At 52.2% G+C, this 18168-nt stretch carries 18 protein-coding genes; 2 read left to right on the forward strand and 16 right to left on the reverse strand.

The window, feature by feature from the left end:
* Window positions 1-58: 58 nt before the first annotated feature.
* From AC0YOA_RS03490 to AC0YOA_RS03545, 12 genes are all read right to left on the reverse strand, one after another.
* Window positions 59-1117: a hypothetical protein gene (locus AC0YOA_RS03490; protein WP_475785420.1), complete on the reverse strand. Its 1059-nt coding sequence runs from the start codon at window positions 1115-1117 to the stop codon at window positions 59-61.
* Window positions 1118-1145: 28 nt separating this feature from the next.
* On the reverse strand, window positions 1146-2702 hold the full coding sequence (locus tag AC0YOA_RS03495) for an extracellular solute-binding protein (RefSeq protein ID WP_475785421.1): 1557 nt from the start codon (window positions 2700-2702) through the stop codon (window positions 1146-1148).
* A gap of 419 nt (window positions 2703-3121) precedes the next feature.
* Entirely contained in the window at window positions 3122-3463 is a 342-nt protein-coding gene (gene ymzB, locus AC0YOA_RS03500) for a protein YmzB (RefSeq protein WP_475785422.1), read from the reverse strand.
* 228 nt (window positions 3464-3691) lie between these two features.
* Window positions 3692-4843, reverse strand: coding sequence for an ABC transporter permease (locus tag AC0YOA_RS03505; RefSeq protein ID WP_475785423.1), 1152 nt, complete (start codon window positions 4841-4843; stop codon window positions 3692-3694).
* Entirely contained in the window at window positions 4844-5962 is a 1119-nt protein-coding gene (locus AC0YOA_RS03510) for an ABC transporter permease (protein WP_475765888.1), read from the reverse strand.
* 26 nt (window positions 5963-5988) lie between these two features.
* Window positions 5989-6924: an ABC transporter ATP-binding protein gene (locus tag AC0YOA_RS03515; protein ID WP_210039312.1), complete on the reverse strand. Its 936-nt coding sequence runs from the start codon at window positions 6922-6924 to the stop codon at window positions 5989-5991.
* 145 nt (window positions 6925-7069) lie between these two features.
* Window positions 7070-8179, reverse strand: a complete 1110-nt coding sequence (locus AC0YOA_RS03520; protein WP_475785424.1) for a sensor histidine kinase — start codon at window positions 8177-8179, stop codon at window positions 7070-7072.
* A gap of 22 nt (window positions 8180-8201) precedes the next feature.
* Window positions 8202-8846: a response regulator transcription factor gene (locus tag AC0YOA_RS03525; RefSeq protein ID WP_475785425.1), complete on the reverse strand. Its 645-nt coding sequence runs from the start codon at window positions 8844-8846 to the stop codon at window positions 8202-8204.
* A 140-nt stretch (window positions 8847-8986) separates the two neighbouring features.
* Entirely contained in the window at window positions 8987-9115 is a 129-nt protein-coding gene (locus AC0YOA_RS03530) for a hypothetical protein (RefSeq protein WP_475785426.1), read from the reverse strand.
* 102 nt (window positions 9116-9217) lie between these two features.
* Window positions 9218-10201, reverse strand: a complete 984-nt coding sequence (locus AC0YOA_RS03535; RefSeq protein ID WP_475785427.1) for an amidohydrolase family protein — start codon at window positions 10199-10201, stop codon at window positions 9218-9220.
* A gap of 35 nt (window positions 10202-10236) precedes the next feature.
* Window positions 10237-11136, reverse strand: coding sequence for an aldo/keto reductase (locus AC0YOA_RS03540; protein ID WP_475785428.1), 900 nt, complete (start codon window positions 11134-11136; stop codon window positions 10237-10239).
* A gap of 57 nt (window positions 11137-11193) precedes the next feature.
* A complete protein-coding gene (locus tag AC0YOA_RS03545; RefSeq protein WP_475785429.1) occupies window positions 11194-12087 on the reverse strand; it encodes an AraC family transcriptional regulator in 894 nt (297 codons plus the stop codon).
* Between the two features lie 121 nt (window positions 12088-12208).
* Here AC0YOA_RS03545 and AC0YOA_RS03550 point away from each other — a divergent pair, with 121 nt between their 5' ends.
* Entirely contained in the window at window positions 12209-13276 is a 1068-nt protein-coding gene (locus tag AC0YOA_RS03550; RefSeq protein ID WP_475785430.1) for a Gfo/Idh/MocA family protein, read from the forward strand.
* A 92-nt stretch (window positions 13277-13368) separates the two neighbouring features.
* Entirely contained in the window at window positions 13369-14112 is a 744-nt protein-coding gene (locus AC0YOA_RS03555; protein ID WP_475765876.1) for a phytanoyl-CoA dioxygenase family protein, read from the forward strand.
* 239 nt (window positions 14113-14351) lie between these two features.
* On the opposite strand, the gene AC0YOA_RS03560 is transcribed toward AC0YOA_RS03555, so the two are convergent.
* The 4 genes from AC0YOA_RS03560 to AC0YOA_RS03575 form a co-directional block, all read right to left on the reverse strand.
* Complete coding sequence (locus AC0YOA_RS03560) at window positions 14352-15683, reverse strand: arsenic transporter (protein ID WP_475785431.1); 1332 nt, start codon at window positions 15681-15683, stop codon at window positions 14352-14354.
* A gap of 661 nt (window positions 15684-16344) precedes the next feature.
* Window positions 16345-17265, reverse strand: coding sequence for a membrane protein insertase YidC (gene yidC, locus AC0YOA_RS03565; RefSeq protein WP_475785432.1), 921 nt, complete (start codon window positions 17263-17265; stop codon window positions 16345-16347).
* Entirely contained in the window at window positions 17178-17552 is a 375-nt protein-coding gene (locus tag AC0YOA_RS03570; protein ID WP_475785433.1) for a hypothetical protein, read from the reverse strand. The genes yidC and AC0YOA_RS03570 overlap by 88 nt, the downstream gene beginning before the upstream one ends.
* A gap of 120 nt (window positions 17553-17672) precedes the next feature.
* Window positions 17673-18092, reverse strand: a complete 420-nt coding sequence (locus AC0YOA_RS03575) for a DUF2203 family protein (protein ID WP_475785797.1) — start codon at window positions 18090-18092, stop codon at window positions 17673-17675.
* Between the last annotated feature and the right edge of the window lie 76 nt (window positions 18093-18168).

Here is an 18168-nt window from a genome sequence, read left to right on the forward strand (position 1 = left end):
GAACCGTTTTTGTTGTTAACCCCGAATTTCATCGAAACGCCCAAGCTGATTTTTGCACTTACTGCCGCGTCGCAGCTCTGGATTCCGGTGTTTCCCACTGCGCCGCATACTCGCTTTTTTCCCACTCCTCCAAATTCATCAGTCCCAGACCCATTCCAAATCCCGGCTCGCTCGTGTAGGTGTTGACCATGAATGCCAGCCATTTGCCGTCCGGGCTTACATTGGAATTGCTGGCTCTCCAGGGAGAACGGTCAAAGAAACGCGTCATCCGAACCCGCCTGCCGGAGCCGTCCAGCTTCAGCTTCCATAAATCAAAGGGAGGGAACTGATTCACCAGATCGCAGGAGGATTCCAGGCAAATATGCTCGTGATCCGGAAAGATTCCTTCGCATTCATTATGCGTCTGCTCCTCTGTGATGTAAGTGCGCACGTCGAGGGTCTTCAGATCAATGCCCCTTGTTACAGCCTTCCAATTATCCGGAGTCCTGTAGGGACTGCCGATATATTCGGCCATGATCACTTCCGTATCGTTATGGCGAAAATCCTGAGGCTCCGGATGGAAGCCGCGCACATTGCGGTAGATGACCCGGTCATCCCCAAGCTCCGGACCCTCCGGTCCATAAACGATGTCCGTTACATGACATTCGTAGTCCTCGGTTGTGCCGATACGCGGATCATGTCCTCCATGCATGGAGTATGTGATCCGGTTCGCTACTGCCGATACCCCCGCCCCTTCGGAAATTCTCCGGCCCAGCGGCTTGGGCGGAGCGCTGGCATCCTTATCCATGATCCAGAGCTCTGACTCCAGATATCTGCTGGTGCGGCGGTCTTTGAATTCTTTGGGACCAATGAGCAGATAATCTCCGTTTGCGAGGAACAGAACCCGCAGGAAGGAATGATGGTTTCCCAGATTTTTGGTCAAATTGCGGACCTCTCTTGTGGCCATATCCATTTCGCAAACATCCCCGTAATTCCGCTCGATAAAGGCAAGCCGTTTGCCGTCCGGCGACCAGTACGGGCGCTCGCCGTAATCAAGCAGCTTCTCATGAAACGGGGGAGGGTTATCCAGCACATGCTCTCCTTCATACGCTTTATTGTCCGTGTTATAGATGGGCACAACAAATTCCTCCTTGGTTCATGCGGTTTTATTCTCCGAAATACTCTTTGTACATCGCGGCATATTCCTGGTACGCCTGCTTGAATTCCGGCATGGCGTTCAGCTTATCGACATAGGCCTTGTACTCGTCCATGGAGATTTGACCCACAATAGCTTTGGTGGCCATCGACTGCCACTCCTTCTCATATTTGGGCCAGACCTCCGTCCACTTGACCGAGGCGATGATGTTGAACACATTGGTTTTGCCAACCTCGCCGTACACCTCGGCATCCTTCAGCTTGGCGTCGTTATAGGCTTTGGGGGCCGAGGCATTAAACACCTTCATTTTATTGTTGAAGGCCAATGCGAATACCTGATTGGCGTTTGTAGTCACCTCTTTGACTCCAAGCTCGGTCAGCTGCGGCTGCCCATCGACCAATGTGTGATGAACGCCTTCGATGCCAAAATAATTGAAATCCGTGTATTCCATTGTGGTCGTTTTCTCAAAATAATCAAGAATTTGTTTAACCTTCTCCTCCGGCACCTTCTTGGAAATGTAATTCGCCCCGAAGAATGGCGGCACGAGCTGCACGCTGACCCCCTTGGGACCCTGCATCGGAGGAAGCGTAATGATTTCGGCATCAGGCTGCGTTTTCTTGTTCTCCTGCTCCCATGTGTAATCGCGCCAAATATTCCGGGTATAGGAGGCTGCGCGGCCGGTGGCGAACATTTCTTCCGCCTGCGTTTTCTTGATCGTCGTGAATTCCTTCGCCAGAATGCCGTCCGCATACAGCTTACGGAACCATTCCACCATATCCGTGTAATTAGGGGTTAATAAATCGCGAACCAATCCGCCCTCCTGATTGTAAAAAGGGTCCAGTGCGCCAAAAGCAGCCTCATAAGAGCCGTCCCCATCAGCCAGCAGGTAGCCGTGACCGATGATGCCGATCGTATCTTTTTTTCCGTTGCCGTCGGGGTCCCCGTCCACAATTTTCTTGAGGGCTGCGGCATACTCATCGAGTGTCTTGGGTATGGGCAGATTTAATTTATCCAGCCAATCCTTTCTTATCTTAATGCCGGGATCAATGACAGGACGGTTGCGGGGAATCCCATAGATTTTCCCGTCGGATTTCATATACGTCCAGACATTCTGCTCGCTGTTGTTCTTGAGGTTAGGGTACTTGCTGAAGTCGCCGAGGAACGGCGTAAGATCCCAGAACGCACCCTGCTTGATGGCCATCTGCAGCGTGGGACGGGTCACATTCTGGGCGACAATGATTTCCGGGAGATTGCCGGACGCCAGCACCAGGTCAAACTTCGTATCGTAATCTCCGGACGGGATCCACTCGACGTCGAGCGATGTGTTCGTCCGCTTCTGCCATTCCGTCCAATACTGGTCGTTCATGTCGGGTACCTCTGCAAACGAGGGCACCATAAACTGGAGCTTCAACGCTTCTGCAGCTGCGGCTGGTTCCGCGGCATTCGGAGTCCCCTCATCGCTACTGTCAACAGCGGGCTCGTTCCCGTTCCCTCCTGAACATCCTGCAAGCAGACCTATGAACAGGACCAAGGACAGGGCATAACCATACAGCTTTCCTGCAATCATGCAAAACCTCCTCAAATATGAATTTCTTTTCGGGCGCCACAGTATTTGGCGGCGCTTTCCATTCATATAGTAGCCCATTCACCAGCCGCAGGTTAGCGACAGTTCTTGCTCCTTTGCAGAATCGCAAGTTTTGTCCCTTTCGTTAATAAATTGTCTGTTCTATGATTGAAACAGAAGACCGCCTGTTTGCGGCGTGCCTTGTAACGTTTGCGTTCCATTATTCTTCTTTCGCCAAAGTAAGAAGAGCCGGCTGCGCCGTCTTTTGGCGGCAAAGTTAGTTTCTTCCCTCAGAAATATAAGCAAAGTATGATGAATTTTATAAGTTCTTATATTTTCAAAAAAAGGGACCCGGCTGCATGCAGCCGGGTCCCTTTTTTGGGCAATATGCCTTTGATGCTCAAGCATCTTCAGGGTAAGGATTATAAAACACTGATCAGGTATTTGGCCCGCTCGGTCTCCAGAACCAATGCATCGTTCTCCTGCTTCGCATAGTTTAATCCCTGCAGCGGAATCTCGAAGGTGCGGGAAGGAAGCTCCTCTTCGCTGTCTTCCGTTATTACAGTACCCCGCCCGTGAAGCAGCAGCGCGCTGTCCGATGTATACTCATCGATGGAATCGCTCCGGCTGCTTCGATAATCGATATCGCTCAGCTCAAGGCGAACCTCGTCCAGATCCTCCTGCTCCTGTTTTCGGATCAGGATCTCCTGGCCGGTATGGCTCTGCAGCCAGTCGACTAGCGATTGCCGTGATAATGTCATCATTCGTATCTCCTCCAGGACTGAAGCGGATTGTTTATGTGGTCAGAACCGCCGCTCCACGGTTGTTGTATTATTTTACCCACTTTAGGCAATTTCCCACCAGTAGATGCAAAATAAACACCGTTACTCCGTTATCAAGAAGAAACGGCTGCTCCGTCCTATTGGCGGTGCAGCCGTTTCTTCCTTCAGAAATAGAAGCAAAGTATAGGGAATCTCCTACATCCTTATATGTTAAACAAAATTTCTCGTATCGTTGTTTCGTCCGAACTTGTAGGTTGCAATCAGGAAGAATACTACGGCGAACGCAAGCAGCACCGCAAGGTTGAACCAGATGCCACTGAGCGCGCCTCCCGACTGCAGCTTGCTGATCGACTGCAGCACCCAGTTCTGCGGCAGGAAATCCGCTATGCGGCGGATGGCCTCCGGCATGATGCTGATCGGGAAGAAGCAGCCGGATATCAGGCAGGTTGGTGTTACGATCAGGTTCTGCAGTGCTCCTGCCATAGCCGTATTCTTGGAGAAAGCGACGACAACGAGCGAGAGACTAACCGACACCAGGGCGAACAGGGACATGATGCCGAGCATCTCAACTGCAGGAATACCGGGCTCGAGTCCGAAGATAACGAACATGAAGAACAGTGCAACCACAATCTGGGCCATCATGATGCATAAATTCACAAATACATTGGACATGACGTAGGTTCTGGCATCTACCGGTGAAGACAAAATGCGGAAATAAGTGCGGTTCTCGCGATTTTTGAGAATCAGCTCCGAGAGGTTGACTGCAGACATCATCATAAACATGATCAGATAACCAATCGATTGGTAGGACATATCCTTCGTTGATGATGAATCCGTAACGGACTGTGCCGACAGCTTGAAGTCCGTCCCCCGATACGAATCGTACAGCTGCTCGAACTTTGCTGTATCTCCTGCTGATATTTTGCCGATGGCGGAGATATTGTCAATGTAGCCGGCCAGCATAGACTTCATATAAGCGGTCACCTGGGCGCCCTTGAGCGACTGGATTCCGATATGAGCGGGGCTGCCTTCAAGCACGCTTTTAGAGAAGCCTTCTCCGATGACAATTCCGCTGTCCAGCTGTCCAGCTGCGAGCTGACTCTTCAGCTCGCTCTCTGTTACGCTTACGATTTTCACATTATCCAGCCCCTGAACGAAGCCCGCCGTATCCGCCGCTATGGCTTCCGATCCATCCCCGTTCACGACTCCAACTCGGAGCACCGTCTGTCCCGGGGAACCATAGAGAAGGGTGGACAGCAGAATTCCGGCAACCGGGAGACCGAAATACAAGATCAGGTTGGAGGGCTTACGAAATGTGGTCCACAGCGTAATCCGGACCAGAAACCAAAAATCCTTCCACATTTACAAACCCTCCCTGCGTTTCATAATTGTTGCCGATATGACGAGAAACAATACTGCAAGACCAAGGTTCAACCCCATAACCGGCCAAGCTGCCGATAAGTCGTTGGAATAGATAATTTCTGTCAATCCCCGATTCGCCCAGCGAATGGGGGACAGTTCCGTCACGAAGCTCATTATGCCTCCGCCGACATCATCAACAGGGAAATAAGCGCCGCCGAAAAAGGAAAACAGCTGTACGAGCAGATTAACAATTCCGCGTGATGAGGTCCCTTTCAGCAAATAGCTTGCCGCGAGCCCGAAGCTGGCCGCCATTACCACCTCCGTGAGCAGTACGAGCAGCACCAGGCCCAGATGATCGCCCCAATACGCTTTAAACGCAAATTTGCTGAAGAATACAATAATCACGACACATAGCATGTTAATGACAATATTGCCCATAATCTTGCCGATAAAAATTTCGCTTCTGCTCACCGGAGCCGCAACAAGCCGGGCCACCGTACCGCGTTTGATTTCACTGCGGATGAGCTCTCCCGCTGACATGGCGCTCCATAAGGCGATCATGACCGTCATGGCCAAAGCATAGTAATCCATCGATCCCGCCTTGCGGTCGGCAATGATCGAGGTTTCCTGAATATAACCTCCGCCGCTCCCGGCGAATACGAGACCGATTTTATCGGGATCGCTCTTTTCTACGGCTGCGGCCGCATTATATTTATCCGTAAAAGCGCTCAGCATCCCCTGCACGATATTGCCTTCGAGGGCACTGCGGTCGCTGCCGTACAGCGATATGCCGCTATCCGTTAGCTCCACATAACCCTGGTAACGGTTCTCCGCCACCTCTTCCCGTCCGTCAATGTCTGCCTTGGCCGTCTCGAACTGGACGCCTGTTGAGCCAATTTCCTTGGCGAATGCCTGAAAGGACTGGGACAGCATGCCGCTGCTTGTATCCTTGACGAGCACCTTCATACTGCCGATGCTTGCATTGCTGGTGAAAGCATTGGTCAGAGCCAGGCCGAGAATCAGCATAAGCACGATGGGAAAAGCCAGCATGAAAAACAGCGTGCGCCGGTCGCGAAAATCCCTTTTGATTTCCTTCAGGGCAATCGATAATGTATTCATAGCCATAACCTCCTCTCTATGGATGTTTAATCCCTTAATTTGCGCCCGGTCAAGGTGAGGAATACCATCTCGAGGTTCGGCTCCTGTTCCTCGACAGCGCGGATTTCCATATTGTCCTCCATCAGCCGCTTCAGAATTAGATTCAGATTGTCAACGGCGGCATCGCTGTGAATGCGGAGAATATTTTCCTCCTGAAGAACCTTGCGTACCCCCGGAATCCCCTGCAGCCGCTCGCCTTCCGAGCCTTGGGCCGACTTCAATTCGATCCGGATGTCCTTCACATCGGTTATGGTGGCTTTGAGCTGCTCCTTGGTCCCTTCCGCGATGATTTTGCCGTGATCGACGATCGCGATGCGGGAGCAGATCTCCTCCACTTCCTCCATGTAATGGCTTGTGTAGATAATCGTGCAGCCCGATTCATTGAGCTTGCGCACGGAGGTCAGAATATAATTGCGCGACTGGGGATCGATGCCGACCGTCGGTTCGTCCATAATAATCAGCTTGGGCTTATGCGCGATGGCGCAGGCGATGTTGAGCCGGCGCTTCATGCCGCCCGAGAAATTTTTCGGGAAGGTCTTCGCCTTATCGCTCAAACCGACGAATTCCAGCGCCTCCTCTGCCCGTTCCCTCAGCCGGGAACCCCGAAGACCATACAGCCCGGCAAAAAAGCTTACATTCTCATAGGCCGTCATATCCTCATAAATCGCCAGGTCCTGCGGCACTATTCCAAGGTTGACCTTCGCGAACCGGCTTTGCTTCATAATGTCCCTGTCCAGGATGCGGATTTCTCCGCTGGTCGGTCGAAGGAGTGACGACACCATGTTGATGGTCGTGCTTTTGCCGGCGCCGTTGGCTCCAAGAAAACCGAATATTTCGCCTTCGCGGATTGAAAGCGAGATATTATCGACTGCGATGAAATCGCCGAACTTCTTCGTAAGATTGCGGATATCCAATACATTCATGAGGTTCACTCCGTTTCATTATCTCTTTCATGTCCTTATTGTAAGAAAAAAGGATGCCCTCATGCCAGTGCATAAGTTCATCCTTTCGGAATGAGAATTCTCATGTTTTTATGATGAATGCTCCCCCGGCCGGGGGTGAGATTCTTCACTGCGCGCCGCTCGGAAGCAGGGTCGTGACAATAAATCCTCTTGTTCCGTCGGCGATTACCGTACCGTTCATGGCGGCCGCACGCTCCTCCATACCGATCAGCCCCAGTCCCTTTACAACCTTCGGCGCCCCCTGTCCATTATCCGATACCACCGCTTTGATGAACCGGTTGAGCACCCTGATTTCCACATGAATCGCCGTTGCGCTGGCATATTTGGCGGCATTGGTCAACGATTCCGTCACATTCTCGTGAATGATTTTCCACTGCAGGGGCGTAATGACCTCCATATCCCCTTCATGCACAACGCTTGTCAAGAGCCCTGTCCGGCCTCCGAAGGCTTCCACGATGGACTTCAGACGGCTGAGCCCAAGCTGCTCCTTGAGCGGTTTGGTGTTTTTGAGAGTCAGCCGGATCTGCTCGATTCCTTCCTTGGAGATGCCGATAGCGTTCTGCAGCAGCGCCGCTGCCGCGGCAGGATCGTCAGCCATCAGCCGCTTGGCCGCCTCCATCTGGATCAGAGCCCCCGTCATGGCATGACCGATGCCGTCGTGAATTTCCTGCGACAGTCGGCTGCGTTCCTCGAGCTTGGCCGTATATTCCGTAGTCCGGAGAAAATCCCGGTTCTCATTCTGCTTCTTCGACAGCCGGTGAAGATCGACGCGCATCCGCTCCAGGCTGTCCTCCTGCTTGTTCACTCTGGCCATATACTTGCGGATCATGACGTAATTGAAGAAACTCAGCACCGCTGTAAACCCATACAGCGCCAGCATGGAGTTGCGCATGAAGAGCATAGGCAGCAAAATAAGCATCAACACATACACCTGGTTCTGGATCCGGAACGAGGACAGCTCATAGGCGCTGAGCGGAAGGAGCAGGATAAAGTACGGATGCACATACGCTGCACACCCGATGAGATAGAGGATAATGCCCCCAATGATGCCTTGCTTGACGCGAGGGTCCCTGACAATATGAACAACCAGATTCATCGCTAAATAGATCAGGTAGTACAGCACCAGCCAGGAGATCGGCTCTGAGACGGCAAAATATGAAGCCGCGATGACATAGAGAAGCAAAATGGTTTTATTGCCGACAGTCCATAATTCCATGTGTTTCTTCGAATCCTTTCGTTCAGCGGATTTTACCCGTCAAATAATAAATGGCGATCTGTGTGCGGTGCTCCAGTGTGGTCTTGCTCAGGATGGAGGTAATGTAATTGGCGATGGTACCTTCGGAAATAAACAGCTCCTTGGAGATTTCCTTGTTGGAGTACCCCTTCGCAATGAGCGCCATCACATCAAGCTCGCGCTCCGTGAACGGACTGCGGTCGAAGGGCGTGCCGGAATCAGCCGGCGCCGGCGCGCCCATACTGGATTTCAGCTTGTCGAGTGCGACATCCTGCAGAACATTATGGCCGTTGTGCACGCTCTTGATGGCGTCGCAGATCCGCTCCGGATCATTGTTCTTGAGCAGGTAGCCTCTGGCCCCGAAACGGATCGCATCCAAAATATACTCATCATCGTCGAAGGTGGTCAGGATGAGGGGTCTCGTCTTCGTTTCCTCCGTCAGCCGTCTGGTTGCCTCTACGCCGTTCATATTGGGCATACGGACGTCAAGCAGAGCCACATCCACCTCGTTGGCTTTGCAAAATTCAACCGCTTCCGCTCCGTCTCCGACGGTTGCCACAACCTCAAACTCCTCAAACGAATGCAAAATAATCCGCATCCCTTCGCGGATGAACGAATTGTCGTCTGCGATTAACACTCTGATCTTCATCTGCACACTCCCTATAATCATATCCATCTGCGGTCAGGTTATCTATTTAGTTCAACAAGAGTACAGCGAAGACCTTCATGCAGGGAAAAGTAGGAGCCTTCGATTCTCGCGAATGCAATATTCAACATAAACGACCGTTTTCATCGCATACAGCAGGGCCGCACCGCAAGACTGCCCGCCGCCACGCCCAGCTGCATACAACCCGCCAGCACAATCATAACCGTTAACGTCGTAGCCTGCTCCCCCTTGGCCTTCCTTCTATATTTCATTCTAGGTGCCTCAGGGGTATCTGCTCCGTTCCAACTTTCATGGGACATAGCGATAAGGGGTACTACATGGTGTAGTACCCCCGGCCTGGCTATATTCCTCCATTAATTCAAGGATGAGACAATCCGTTTCACAAAATAATCCGCGAAGGATATGCCCGCGCTCAGCTCCTCCGACTGCAAATATCCGTTGATCAGCTTGCCGTATACGTCAAGGGGCAGCTCGTATCCGTCCTGATTGTAAATTCTCACCGTCTGCTCATGGTTGAATTGTCCGGCTACCCAGTCCGGGATGATGACAGGTCTGCTGTCCGGTGCCGGGTCTGAGAAGAAGACACGCTCCGCGTTGTCGTGCATGACCTTGCTCAGCTGCTGCTCCGACAGCCCTGCGCCGATTTCAGCGAGCCATGAGATGCAGGCAGGCATCGTCTCATTGCGCGAATAGATGACCGGATATTCGCTCCCCCACATGGTCCGTTCATAGCCGGCCCACTCCAGGACGAACGACATCCAGGGCAGAAAATCCCGATGCGGATAAGGAAGCGTGCTTCCATGCCCTCCATGTCTGGAGAAGATGGCGTGAAATCTTGGATGGCCCAGCAGCTCCTTGACGGACGGCCTGTCCCGGAAACCGGCGGATGCGGCCTCGGTGTACAGCAGATGGGGCGATGCGATCCTCCCGGCCGGATACTGCTCCAGCCAATTCAGATACATCCGGGTAAGCTCCTCCGAGTGGAAGGGAGTGAGGGCGAACACCCATTTCCCCTGCTCCCCGAGCAGCTTGAGAATGTCGGGATTGCCAAGCGCTTCGCCGGCTTCCATTCTGATGCCGATGACGCCCGCCTGAAGCTGCAGCAGAACAAGCTCCATACGCTGCTCCGGCGTTTGACCGAACGGGATTCCGACTCCCCGGATCGACTCCGGATAGTCGCGGATGCCTGCAAACAGGCTGGCGAACTCGGGAACGGCGTTGAACAGCACCATGACCGACTTCCGCAGTCCGAACCGCTTCATGTTGTTCACAAAATCCTCAATCCCGCCATAACGGGGCAGACCGATATGCGAATATGCATCTGCTGCATATGTCATGCGATCAATCCTCTCTCCTAGTATTTGGCTCATGCTCATAGCAGTCCGTTTCTCCTGTCATCCGATTCATAGATTTTGCCCGTAAAACGCGGTAGATCGGCAATATCGAACTCTGGTACAAATTCATCCAGAAGCCGGACGTTGCGCTCAACTTCCTCCGGCCATCTCGCGCCGACGTTCAGCATGTGGACTCTGGAATCCGACAGCAGAAACTTCAGGCAGAGCGCATATATATCCTCACTTGCAAGCAGTCCGGGAGCCAGATGCTCCAGCATCCGCTGAAAAATCCCCGAGGTCATCGGCCTCATAACGGCAACGCCGAGCTCTTTCTCCGCAGCCCTGTCAAGCAGGTGAAGCGCGGCATTCTGATAGATCAGGTTGTAATTGATCTGGATGACGTCGAACAAATCCGTATCGATCAATTCCAGAATGGAGCAGGCATCCTCCGTCGTGATTCCCAGCCATCTGACCTTGCCTTGCTCTCTTAATGTTTGCAGGGCCTCCATCGGCCCGCTGTTCAAGATGGCCTGCGAATCTTCATGCGAAAAGACGCCGCCATGAAACTGGATCACATCGACGTAATCCATTTTCAGCCGTGCAAGGCTGTCCTCCACGCCGCGAATGACGCCTTCCTTGCCGATGCCCGCCCAGGAATCGGGCCATGTCACCTTGGTAGCCACCAGGCATTGACTGCGTCTGCCCTGCAGGGCATCTCCGATGATGCTTTCGCTGTGTCCGCTGCCATAGGCGGGAGCCGTGTCGACATAATTAATGCCAGAATCCAGCGCTGCATGAACGACGCCGATCGCATCCGCTCTTCCCTGCTTGCTGTACGGGTCCCAGCCCTGCGCTTTGTTGACGCCCGAGAACGGATAGCCGCCCACGGCCAGACGGCTTACGTTCTGCCCTGTTTTGCCCAATGTCGTATACTTCACGGTTAACTCCTCCTTGTATGTAGCATGGTAGTTCGCGCCCACAAGCCCGGGATTCCGCTACAGCTGGCCGGCTTTCGCATAGGCCTGCTGCATCTTCAGCTTGCGGTAATCGGTGGGTACGACCCCTTTCTGTTCCCTGAACAAACGCGAGAAGGTTTTGTACGATCCGTATCCGACCTCATAGGCAATCTCCGTAATATTCATCATCGTCGAGACCAGAAGGCTGCAGGCATGGCGTATCCTCAGATCGTTCAAAAATTGAACGAATGTCAAATCCGTCATTTCCTTGATCCGTTCGCTGATCCGCGACATGCTCATGGAGAATTTCACCGCCAGATCGGACAGGGTAAGGCTTTCCTGGTAATGACTCTGAATATAGTGAATGATGCGCCATGTGGGATTGAGCTTGCCGGAGCCGTTTGCCGTCTCTGCGGACGCCAGTTGGCCTGCCCTGCGCTTCCGGTCGAAGAGCACCAAGAGCTCCGTCAGCTTCGCTCTGAGCATCGAGGCCCGCAGGCGCTCGCTTCCCTCATATTCATCAAGCATATCATGAAGATGATCGCAGAAGCGTTCATGATCGCGTCCGCCAAGCTGCACGAATGACGCCAGATCCTCATCTTCCGTCAGCAGACGGTCCAGTTCCGTTTGACCTCCCCCTTCCATGAGCAGACTCATGCTGAACATGCAGTTGACCAGGACAAGCGTCTGGCCTGGATCGGTATGAATCTCATGAATCTGGTAGGGCAGAATGAACGTGAAGGTACCCGGTATCATCGGATGCGGGATGCCGTTAATGGTCTCGTGCCCCTTCCCCTCGACCACATAAGAGAATTCGAGAAAATCATGCCGGTGGCTGGGATAGCCATTCTTAAGCCGGTTGATCTTGATATGCAGCGGAAGGGATGAATCCATGTTCGGGTACGATTTTAAATTTTTAGGGAAATAGGTCATGTGAGCGCTCCCCTATCGAAATATTGGGATATTCTTCGAAACAATTGGCATACATTTCTTCCGAATCTATTTTAACATGAAATGAAGCGTTTACGTACAAGCCAAAGGAGCGAAAAAACGAATGAGTAAAATCAGAATCGGGATTATTGGCGCAGGTAACATTGGTGGGGTTCATATGGGGGAATTCTCCAAACTCCCGCAGGAATGCGAAATCGCCGGTGTAACAGATCTTAATCTGGCACGCGCGGAGCAGCGCGCGGCGCAGTTCGACATCCCCAGAGTATTCCAAACGAACGATGAACTGATCAACAGCCCGGATATCGACGCTGTCATTATTGGAGTGCCGAATCAATTCCACGCTCCGCTTGCTGTTCAGGTGCTGGCTGCAGGGAAGCATGTGCTGCTGGAGAAGCCTATGGGACTGAATGTGGACGCAGCCCGTCAAATCGTAAGGGCCAGCCGCGAATCGGACAGAACCCTGATGGTCGCCCATCAGATGAGATGGGAATCGGTTCCCATGCAGATCAAGCAGCAGGTTGAAGCCGGAGAACTCGGCGACATCTATACCGCCAAAGCCGGTTGGTTCCGCCGCAAAGGCATTCCCGGCTGGGGAACCTGGTTTACCCAGAAGGAACAGTCCGGCGGCGGCCCTCTTATCGATATCGGCGTACATTTGCTCGATCTGGCTCTCCATCTGATGGGCAGTCCGAAGCCGGTTGCGGTCTCGGGTGCAACGTATGCCAAATTTGGTCCGGAACGCAAAGGCATCGGCACATGGGGAACCCCGGATTGGGATGGCCGCTATGATGTAGAGGATCTGGGAACGGCGATGATCCGGATGGAGGATGGCAGCACACTGACGCTGGAGGTCAGCTGGGCCGTTCATATGGATACCGACAATTCACCGTTCATTCATTTGATGGGAACGGAAGGCGGAGCCAGCTACCGGGGCGATGCAGGCAAGCTGCTGACAGAGAAATTCATGCGTCCGATTGATACCGAGCTGGGTACGCCGCAAAATGATGAAGGCGCACGACTTCGCCTGAGCCGCCACTTTCTGGAGTGCATCCGGGAAGGCAAACAGCCGCTGACAACCGCCATGACCGGCTTTACAAGCAATCTGGTGCTTGATGCGATTTACGAATCCTCCCGCACCGGACAAGAAGTGAAGCTGGACTGGACCATTTAATCCTTTTTTAATGGAGCATGAACGATAACAAGAATAAGCATCGCCGGTCTCCAAGCGGCGGTGCATTCTTGATATATAAGGAGGTACAGCCCATGAGTTTGCTCACATCAGAGCAGAAGCAATCCTTGGTCAATCAGGGTTTCCTTAAAGTTCCCGGTGTCATCCCGCCTATTATGGTGGATCATGCCATGCGTCATATCAACCATTCCATCGGGAACGGGATGAATGTCGAAGACATCACAAGGTACCGCGCACAGTCCTACTGCCCGGAGCTGCAGGGTGAAGCGCCGATCGTCGATTTGTTTAACCAAACGCCTGTCAAGAGCATGGTCGATTCGCTGCTCGGTGCGAATAACGCCCGTCCGGTCAACTATGGCCAGATTGCCATCCGTTTTCCTTCGCTGCAGGATCCGCCTAGAGCTTCCTCCCCCCATCTGGATGGCATGTATTCGCCGCACAACGGCGTTCCCGAAGGCACAATCGGCAACTTTACCATGCTCGTCGGCGTGCTGCTCTCGCCTGTCCGGCAGCAGCAAGCAGGCAATTTCACCGTTTGGCCGGGAACACACCGGATGTACGAGCAGTATTTTCGCGAGCATGGTGCGGACTCGCTGCTTAAGGGGATGCCGCCGGTTGAGCTTCCGCAGCCTGTTCAGACGACGGGGGAACCTGGAGATGTGTTTCTTGTACACTACCAGCTGGCGCATAGCGTTGCGCCTAATGTCTCGCCGTTTCCCAGATACGCTATCTTTTTTCGTGTGACGCATGTGGATCATCACAAGGATTGGCGGGCTCCTATGACCGATATTTGGCTTCATTGGCCTGGGGTCAAGTGAATTTTCGCACAGCAAGGCCGGAAACCTGCAGGTTCCCGGCCTCTATGCGGAGGTTTCCGTTTCGCCTCCTTTTCTTGCTGCACACGAATACCCATGCTTTTCGATTCATACTTACATAGAATGTGTTGTGCTTTACTCTCTTCTTGTGACCTTCTCTTTGGAGGTCTTTTTTTTGGGGTGATTCTGATTGAGTAATCCAATGTTAGCTTCCAGCCTGTTCAATTTAATTCCCTCCCGGATTAAAATAGCCAAGCGACCCAATAGGTCAGCACAACCAGTGTAAAAATAAGAGTGATCGGAATAACGATTGAAGTCACCTTAAAGTATTGGCCCCAGCTTATTTTCACGCCGCCCTTCTTGACAATATGCATCCACATCAAGGTAGCAAGTGTACCGATTGGCAGGAGCAGCGAACCGACATCGCTGCCGATTACACTCGCCAGATAGGAAATCTTCAGCATAAGCGGATCGAGTCCGATATTCGTCAGGGTAATCGTGCCGATCATCAATGCCGGATGGTTATTGAATAAATTGGATAGAATCGTCAGCAGAATGCCCATCGATACGCTTGCATTGAGCAGACTTCCCGTAACAATGGGATGGAGAAGCTGGATCAGCCACTGGGTTAAACCAATATTATTCAAGCCGTAAATAATTACATACATACCGAACGCGAAAATGAGGATATACCAGGGTGTTTTCTTTAACATATCTGCAGGTGAAATTTTCAAATACCTCCATCTCCACAGCAGCAAGAGCGTTGATCCGATTACCGCCATGACAGAGACGGGGAAATGAATGTAGGAAGCGACGAACAGACTTAGCCGAACGAGAAATACAAAAATCAGAATTTTGATCATAAATCTGTTCCGGTTCTCTTTTGGTGCGTCCCCCTTTAACGGATGGCTGCCCGGCATAAAATTCCATGTCGTCATTGTAGGTATTTTGGAGGGAATTACCCGGTAGAACACCGCGAACAGAAGAACGGCCAGCAGAACAAGTCCCAGCGATGCGGGGATGAACATCATCGCGGAATGCATATAAAGATCCATATGGACGATCTTGAGCGCAATCAGATTCACGATGTTGCTTACTCCTATCGGGGCGCTTGAGGCCGTAGCAATCAATGCGCCGGATATCAAATAAGGGATTTTTTGCGCATTCTTTAATCCCAAATTACGCAGCAGCATCAGCAGAATCGGGGTCGTGATCAGAATACTGCCATCATTATTCACGAACAGCGTCATGAGGAAACAAAACAAATTGGTGTACCAGAAAAGACGGATGCCTGATCCTTTCGCTTTTCTTGTCAGAATTTCGGCGGACCAGTAGAAGAAGCCGAAGCTCTCGAGCACAATTGCCATCACAATGGTGGCTATAATAGTAACGGCGGCGCCGCTTATGGTACCCGTGATGGTTCCAAGGTCAGCCAATGAAACACTTCCGCTTGCTATTACAAAAAAAGCTCCCACCGTTGCAGGTATTGCCTCATTGACATTCGGACGCCAGAATATAAAGCCGATCGTCAGCAGGAAGGAGCAGACGGTAATAATGACCATTAAGTCATTCATGATTAAACCTCTTTTCAGATTACGAGTTTTCTATTTATCCATTCTCCTTTGCCTTTAATGTTGTTTCACAGATTCATTACGTTCTCCCAAGGCCTCTCATAGATGGTCTCCCCCCTTAACATGCTTTAGATATTCAAGGATGTACTGTATGTATACGTGCAAGATAGATGGCTCGTACTGGTCAATAACCTCTATTCTATGAAAATCTGCTAGTATCAATCCTTGATGTTTATCTCTCAGTGATAGATGCAGAGCATAGATGATTACCTATATTTGCTGGACCCTGAATGCCAAAAAAAGCCCTTTTTCAAGGGCTCTGCCAAGGCGTATGTCTCATGACGGCTGTATTGCCTGTCACAATCGGCTTCCGTTTTACCTTTTCGGGAGAATGTCCTGATCTTCATCCTCGTCCCGGGGCAAACCTGCTTCCAAGCTCTGCCGAAGGCAGCAAGCAGGCATCCTTTCGGTCAAATAAGCGGTAGCGGCTGCCCGCGACAATGTCATCCACCTTGTCTCTGATCGTTTCATTTCTTTATTCAGCCGCTGCAGGCATGCAGCGCAAATAAGAAACAGGCTGGCGACGTCTATTGGCGGCGAAAGCTAAAAAACCCCGAAGCACAAGCTCCGGGGCTGTTCAATCCTATGATGTTCATGCTGATCGTTATGCTTTCAATCTGCGTTTGGGCGGATGCGCTTTGGGCGGATCAGGTATCACCGCAGGAACAATGTCCGGCGGATACAGCCGTTTGGCCAGCATCGTCTGCAGGACGACGATCAGACCGCCGACGCACCAGTAAAGCGGGATGGCGGCAGGAACCGAGAACGAGAAAAATCCCATCATCACCGGGGAAAGATAGATGATCCAGCTCATCCCCATTTGTCCGTTCATCGGAGGGTTGGCGGATTGCGTTATTTTAGCCTGAAGCAGATATACGGCTGCCGCCAGGAACGGCAGGATCTTATCCGGACTTCCCAGCTGGAACCACAAAAACGTATGCTGGGCCAGGTCCGGGGTCATCCGTATGGCATAATACAGTCCGGACAGAATCGGAATCTGCAGCAGCATCGGCAGACAGCCCAGGGCAAGCGGATTATACCCGTGCTTGCTGTAAACCGCCATCGTTTCCTGCTGCTGCTTGCGCTGCGACTCGGCATCCTTGTGTTTGGCGTACTTTTCCTTGATCGCATTGATCTCCGGCTGCATGGTACTCATCTTGCGTTTCATGATTTGCTGGCGCTTGTACTGGGATATCATGAACGGCAGCAGCGCCAGACGAACCAGCACCGTGATCGCGATCAGCGCTAGGCCGAAGCTGCCGCCGAACCAGTCGGCAAAATGTTCAATCATCCAGGAGAACGGAAATACGACGTAATGATTGAAAAATCCCGGCGTGTTGGCATCCACTGTGCCTGTTCCGCAGCCGGCAAGCAGCAGAATCATGGCGAAGCCACCGCCAAGCAGCACGATTCGCTGCCATTTACGGCGGCCTTTCTTTATGCCGCCTGCAGCCTCATTGCGCCGCTCTTCGCGGCGATTATTGTGAATAGCAGTTGCTTTCTTATCCAATTCCATGGTTTCCATAACCATCCTCCCTGTTGATCGTGTATGCACGTATTCAACAGGGTCGTACACGGGGATGAATCATCGTCGGGCGCTTCCTTGCGCTTGGTCTGCCGCGTGAGCCGCTGTCTCCTGGCCTGAACGATTCCGGAAGGCTGCGCAAGGCGCGGCAGCGGGTATGCCGCTTCGCCGACCTTTGTCCAATTCATCCCGGCTGCCGCCGGGACCCAGAATAAATAGAGATAAGCAAAAGAGCACAGAATACAAATGGACATAATATCCGCAAGCGCATCATGAAGCTCGAACAATGACAATCACCCCCATTCAAGTATTATCCGTTCATTCTAAACCAATTTGAAGCTGAAAGAATCGGTCGGAAGGCCGATGCAGATCCTTGTCGGAATATCTGCTTCTGCAGCTGCACTGCCTCATTCACCGGGAAGCGGCTTGCGTCCGGCAAATCCATCATGCCAGCCATGATAATGCGAGGCGCGCGGCTCCCCTTCCTTCCAGCATATCAGCACTTCCTCCCCATCCAGAACGGCGGGAAAATCTATCAACCCCGGGTTGATCATTTTCAGCAGCACGCCTTTTCTCGTGAAGTTCTCAATCAGCATTTCCGCTTCCATCTTGAGAAATTCGAGCCGACCCTCCCGTTCAAAGAAAGGATCCTGTGCGCCTCCTGCCGGGGCGGCTGCCTGCTTATGTAACGCCTTCCTCTTCTGCAGGTCGGAATACTGCTCTTCAAACCGTTTCGTCAATTCCTGCAGCTGGAGCAAGTCCTCCTTCAACTGCGGCAGAAGCGCATTTGCTTCATCAGGTGTAAACCCTCTCTTCTCCAGTTTAATCCTCTCCTTCGTGCAAGTATACGTTCATGCTGATTTCAACGAATATGTGCCTGGTCAGGCCCAGCCTATGGCATGA

It is taken from the genome of Paenibacillus sp. JT22N12 (assembly GCF_056269365.1).

What these genes read in the sequence shown, in the direction of transcription:
- AC0YOA_RS03515 (WP_210039312.1), bottom strand. Translation starts at nt 6,924, where the DNA reads ATGAATGTATTGGATATCCGCAATCTTACGAAGAAGTTCGGCGATTTC.
- AC0YOA_RS03520 (WP_475785424.1), bottom strand. Translation starts at nt 8,179, where the DNA reads ATGGAATTATGGACTGTCGGCAATAAAACCATTTTGCTTCTCTATGTC.
- AC0YOA_RS03555 (WP_475765876.1), top strand. Translation starts at nt 13,369, where the DNA reads ATGAGTTTGCTCACATCAGAGCAGAAGCAATCCTTGGTCAATCAGGGT.
- AC0YOA_RS03525 (WP_475785425.1), bottom strand. Translation starts at nt 8,846, where the DNA reads ATGAAGATCAGAGTGTTAATCGCAGACGACAATTCGTTCATCCGCGAA.
- AC0YOA_RS03530 (WP_475785426.1), bottom strand. Translation starts at nt 9,115, where the DNA reads ATGAAATATAGAAGGAAGGCCAAGGGGGAGCAGGCTACGACGTTAACG.
- AC0YOA_RS03510 (WP_475765888.1), bottom strand. Translation starts at nt 5,962, where the DNA reads ATGAATACATTATCGATTGCCCTGAAGGAAATCAAAAGGGATTTTCGC.
- AC0YOA_RS03545 (WP_475785429.1), bottom strand. Translation starts at nt 12,087, where the DNA reads ATGACCTATTTCCCTAAAAATTTAAAATCGTACCCGAACATGGATTCA.
- AC0YOA_RS03535 (WP_475785427.1), bottom strand. Translation starts at nt 10,201, where the DNA reads ATGACATATGCAGCAGATGCATATTCGCATATCGGTCTGCCCCGTTAT.
- AC0YOA_RS03560 (WP_475785431.1), bottom strand. Translation starts at nt 15,683, where the DNA reads ATGAATGACTTAATGGTCATTATTACCGTCTGCTCCTTCCTGCTGACG.
- AC0YOA_RS03550 (WP_475785430.1), top strand. Translation starts at nt 12,209, where the DNA reads ATGAGTAAAATCAGAATCGGGATTATTGGCGCAGGTAACATTGGTGGG.
- ymzB (WP_475785422.1), bottom strand. Translation starts at nt 3,463, where the DNA reads ATGATGACATTATCACGGCAATCGCTAGTCGACTGGCTGCAGAGCCAT.
- AC0YOA_RS03505 (WP_475785423.1), bottom strand. Translation starts at nt 4,843, where the DNA reads ATGTGGAAGGATTTTTGGTTTCTGGTCCGGATTACGCTGTGGACCACA.
- AC0YOA_RS03495 (WP_475785421.1), bottom strand. Translation starts at nt 2,702, where the DNA reads ATGATTGCAGGAAAGCTGTATGGTTATGCCCTGTCCTTGGTCCTGTTC.
- yidC (WP_475785432.1), bottom strand. Translation starts at nt 17,265, where the DNA reads ATGGAAACCATGGAATTGGATAAGAAAGCAACTGCTATTCACAATAAT.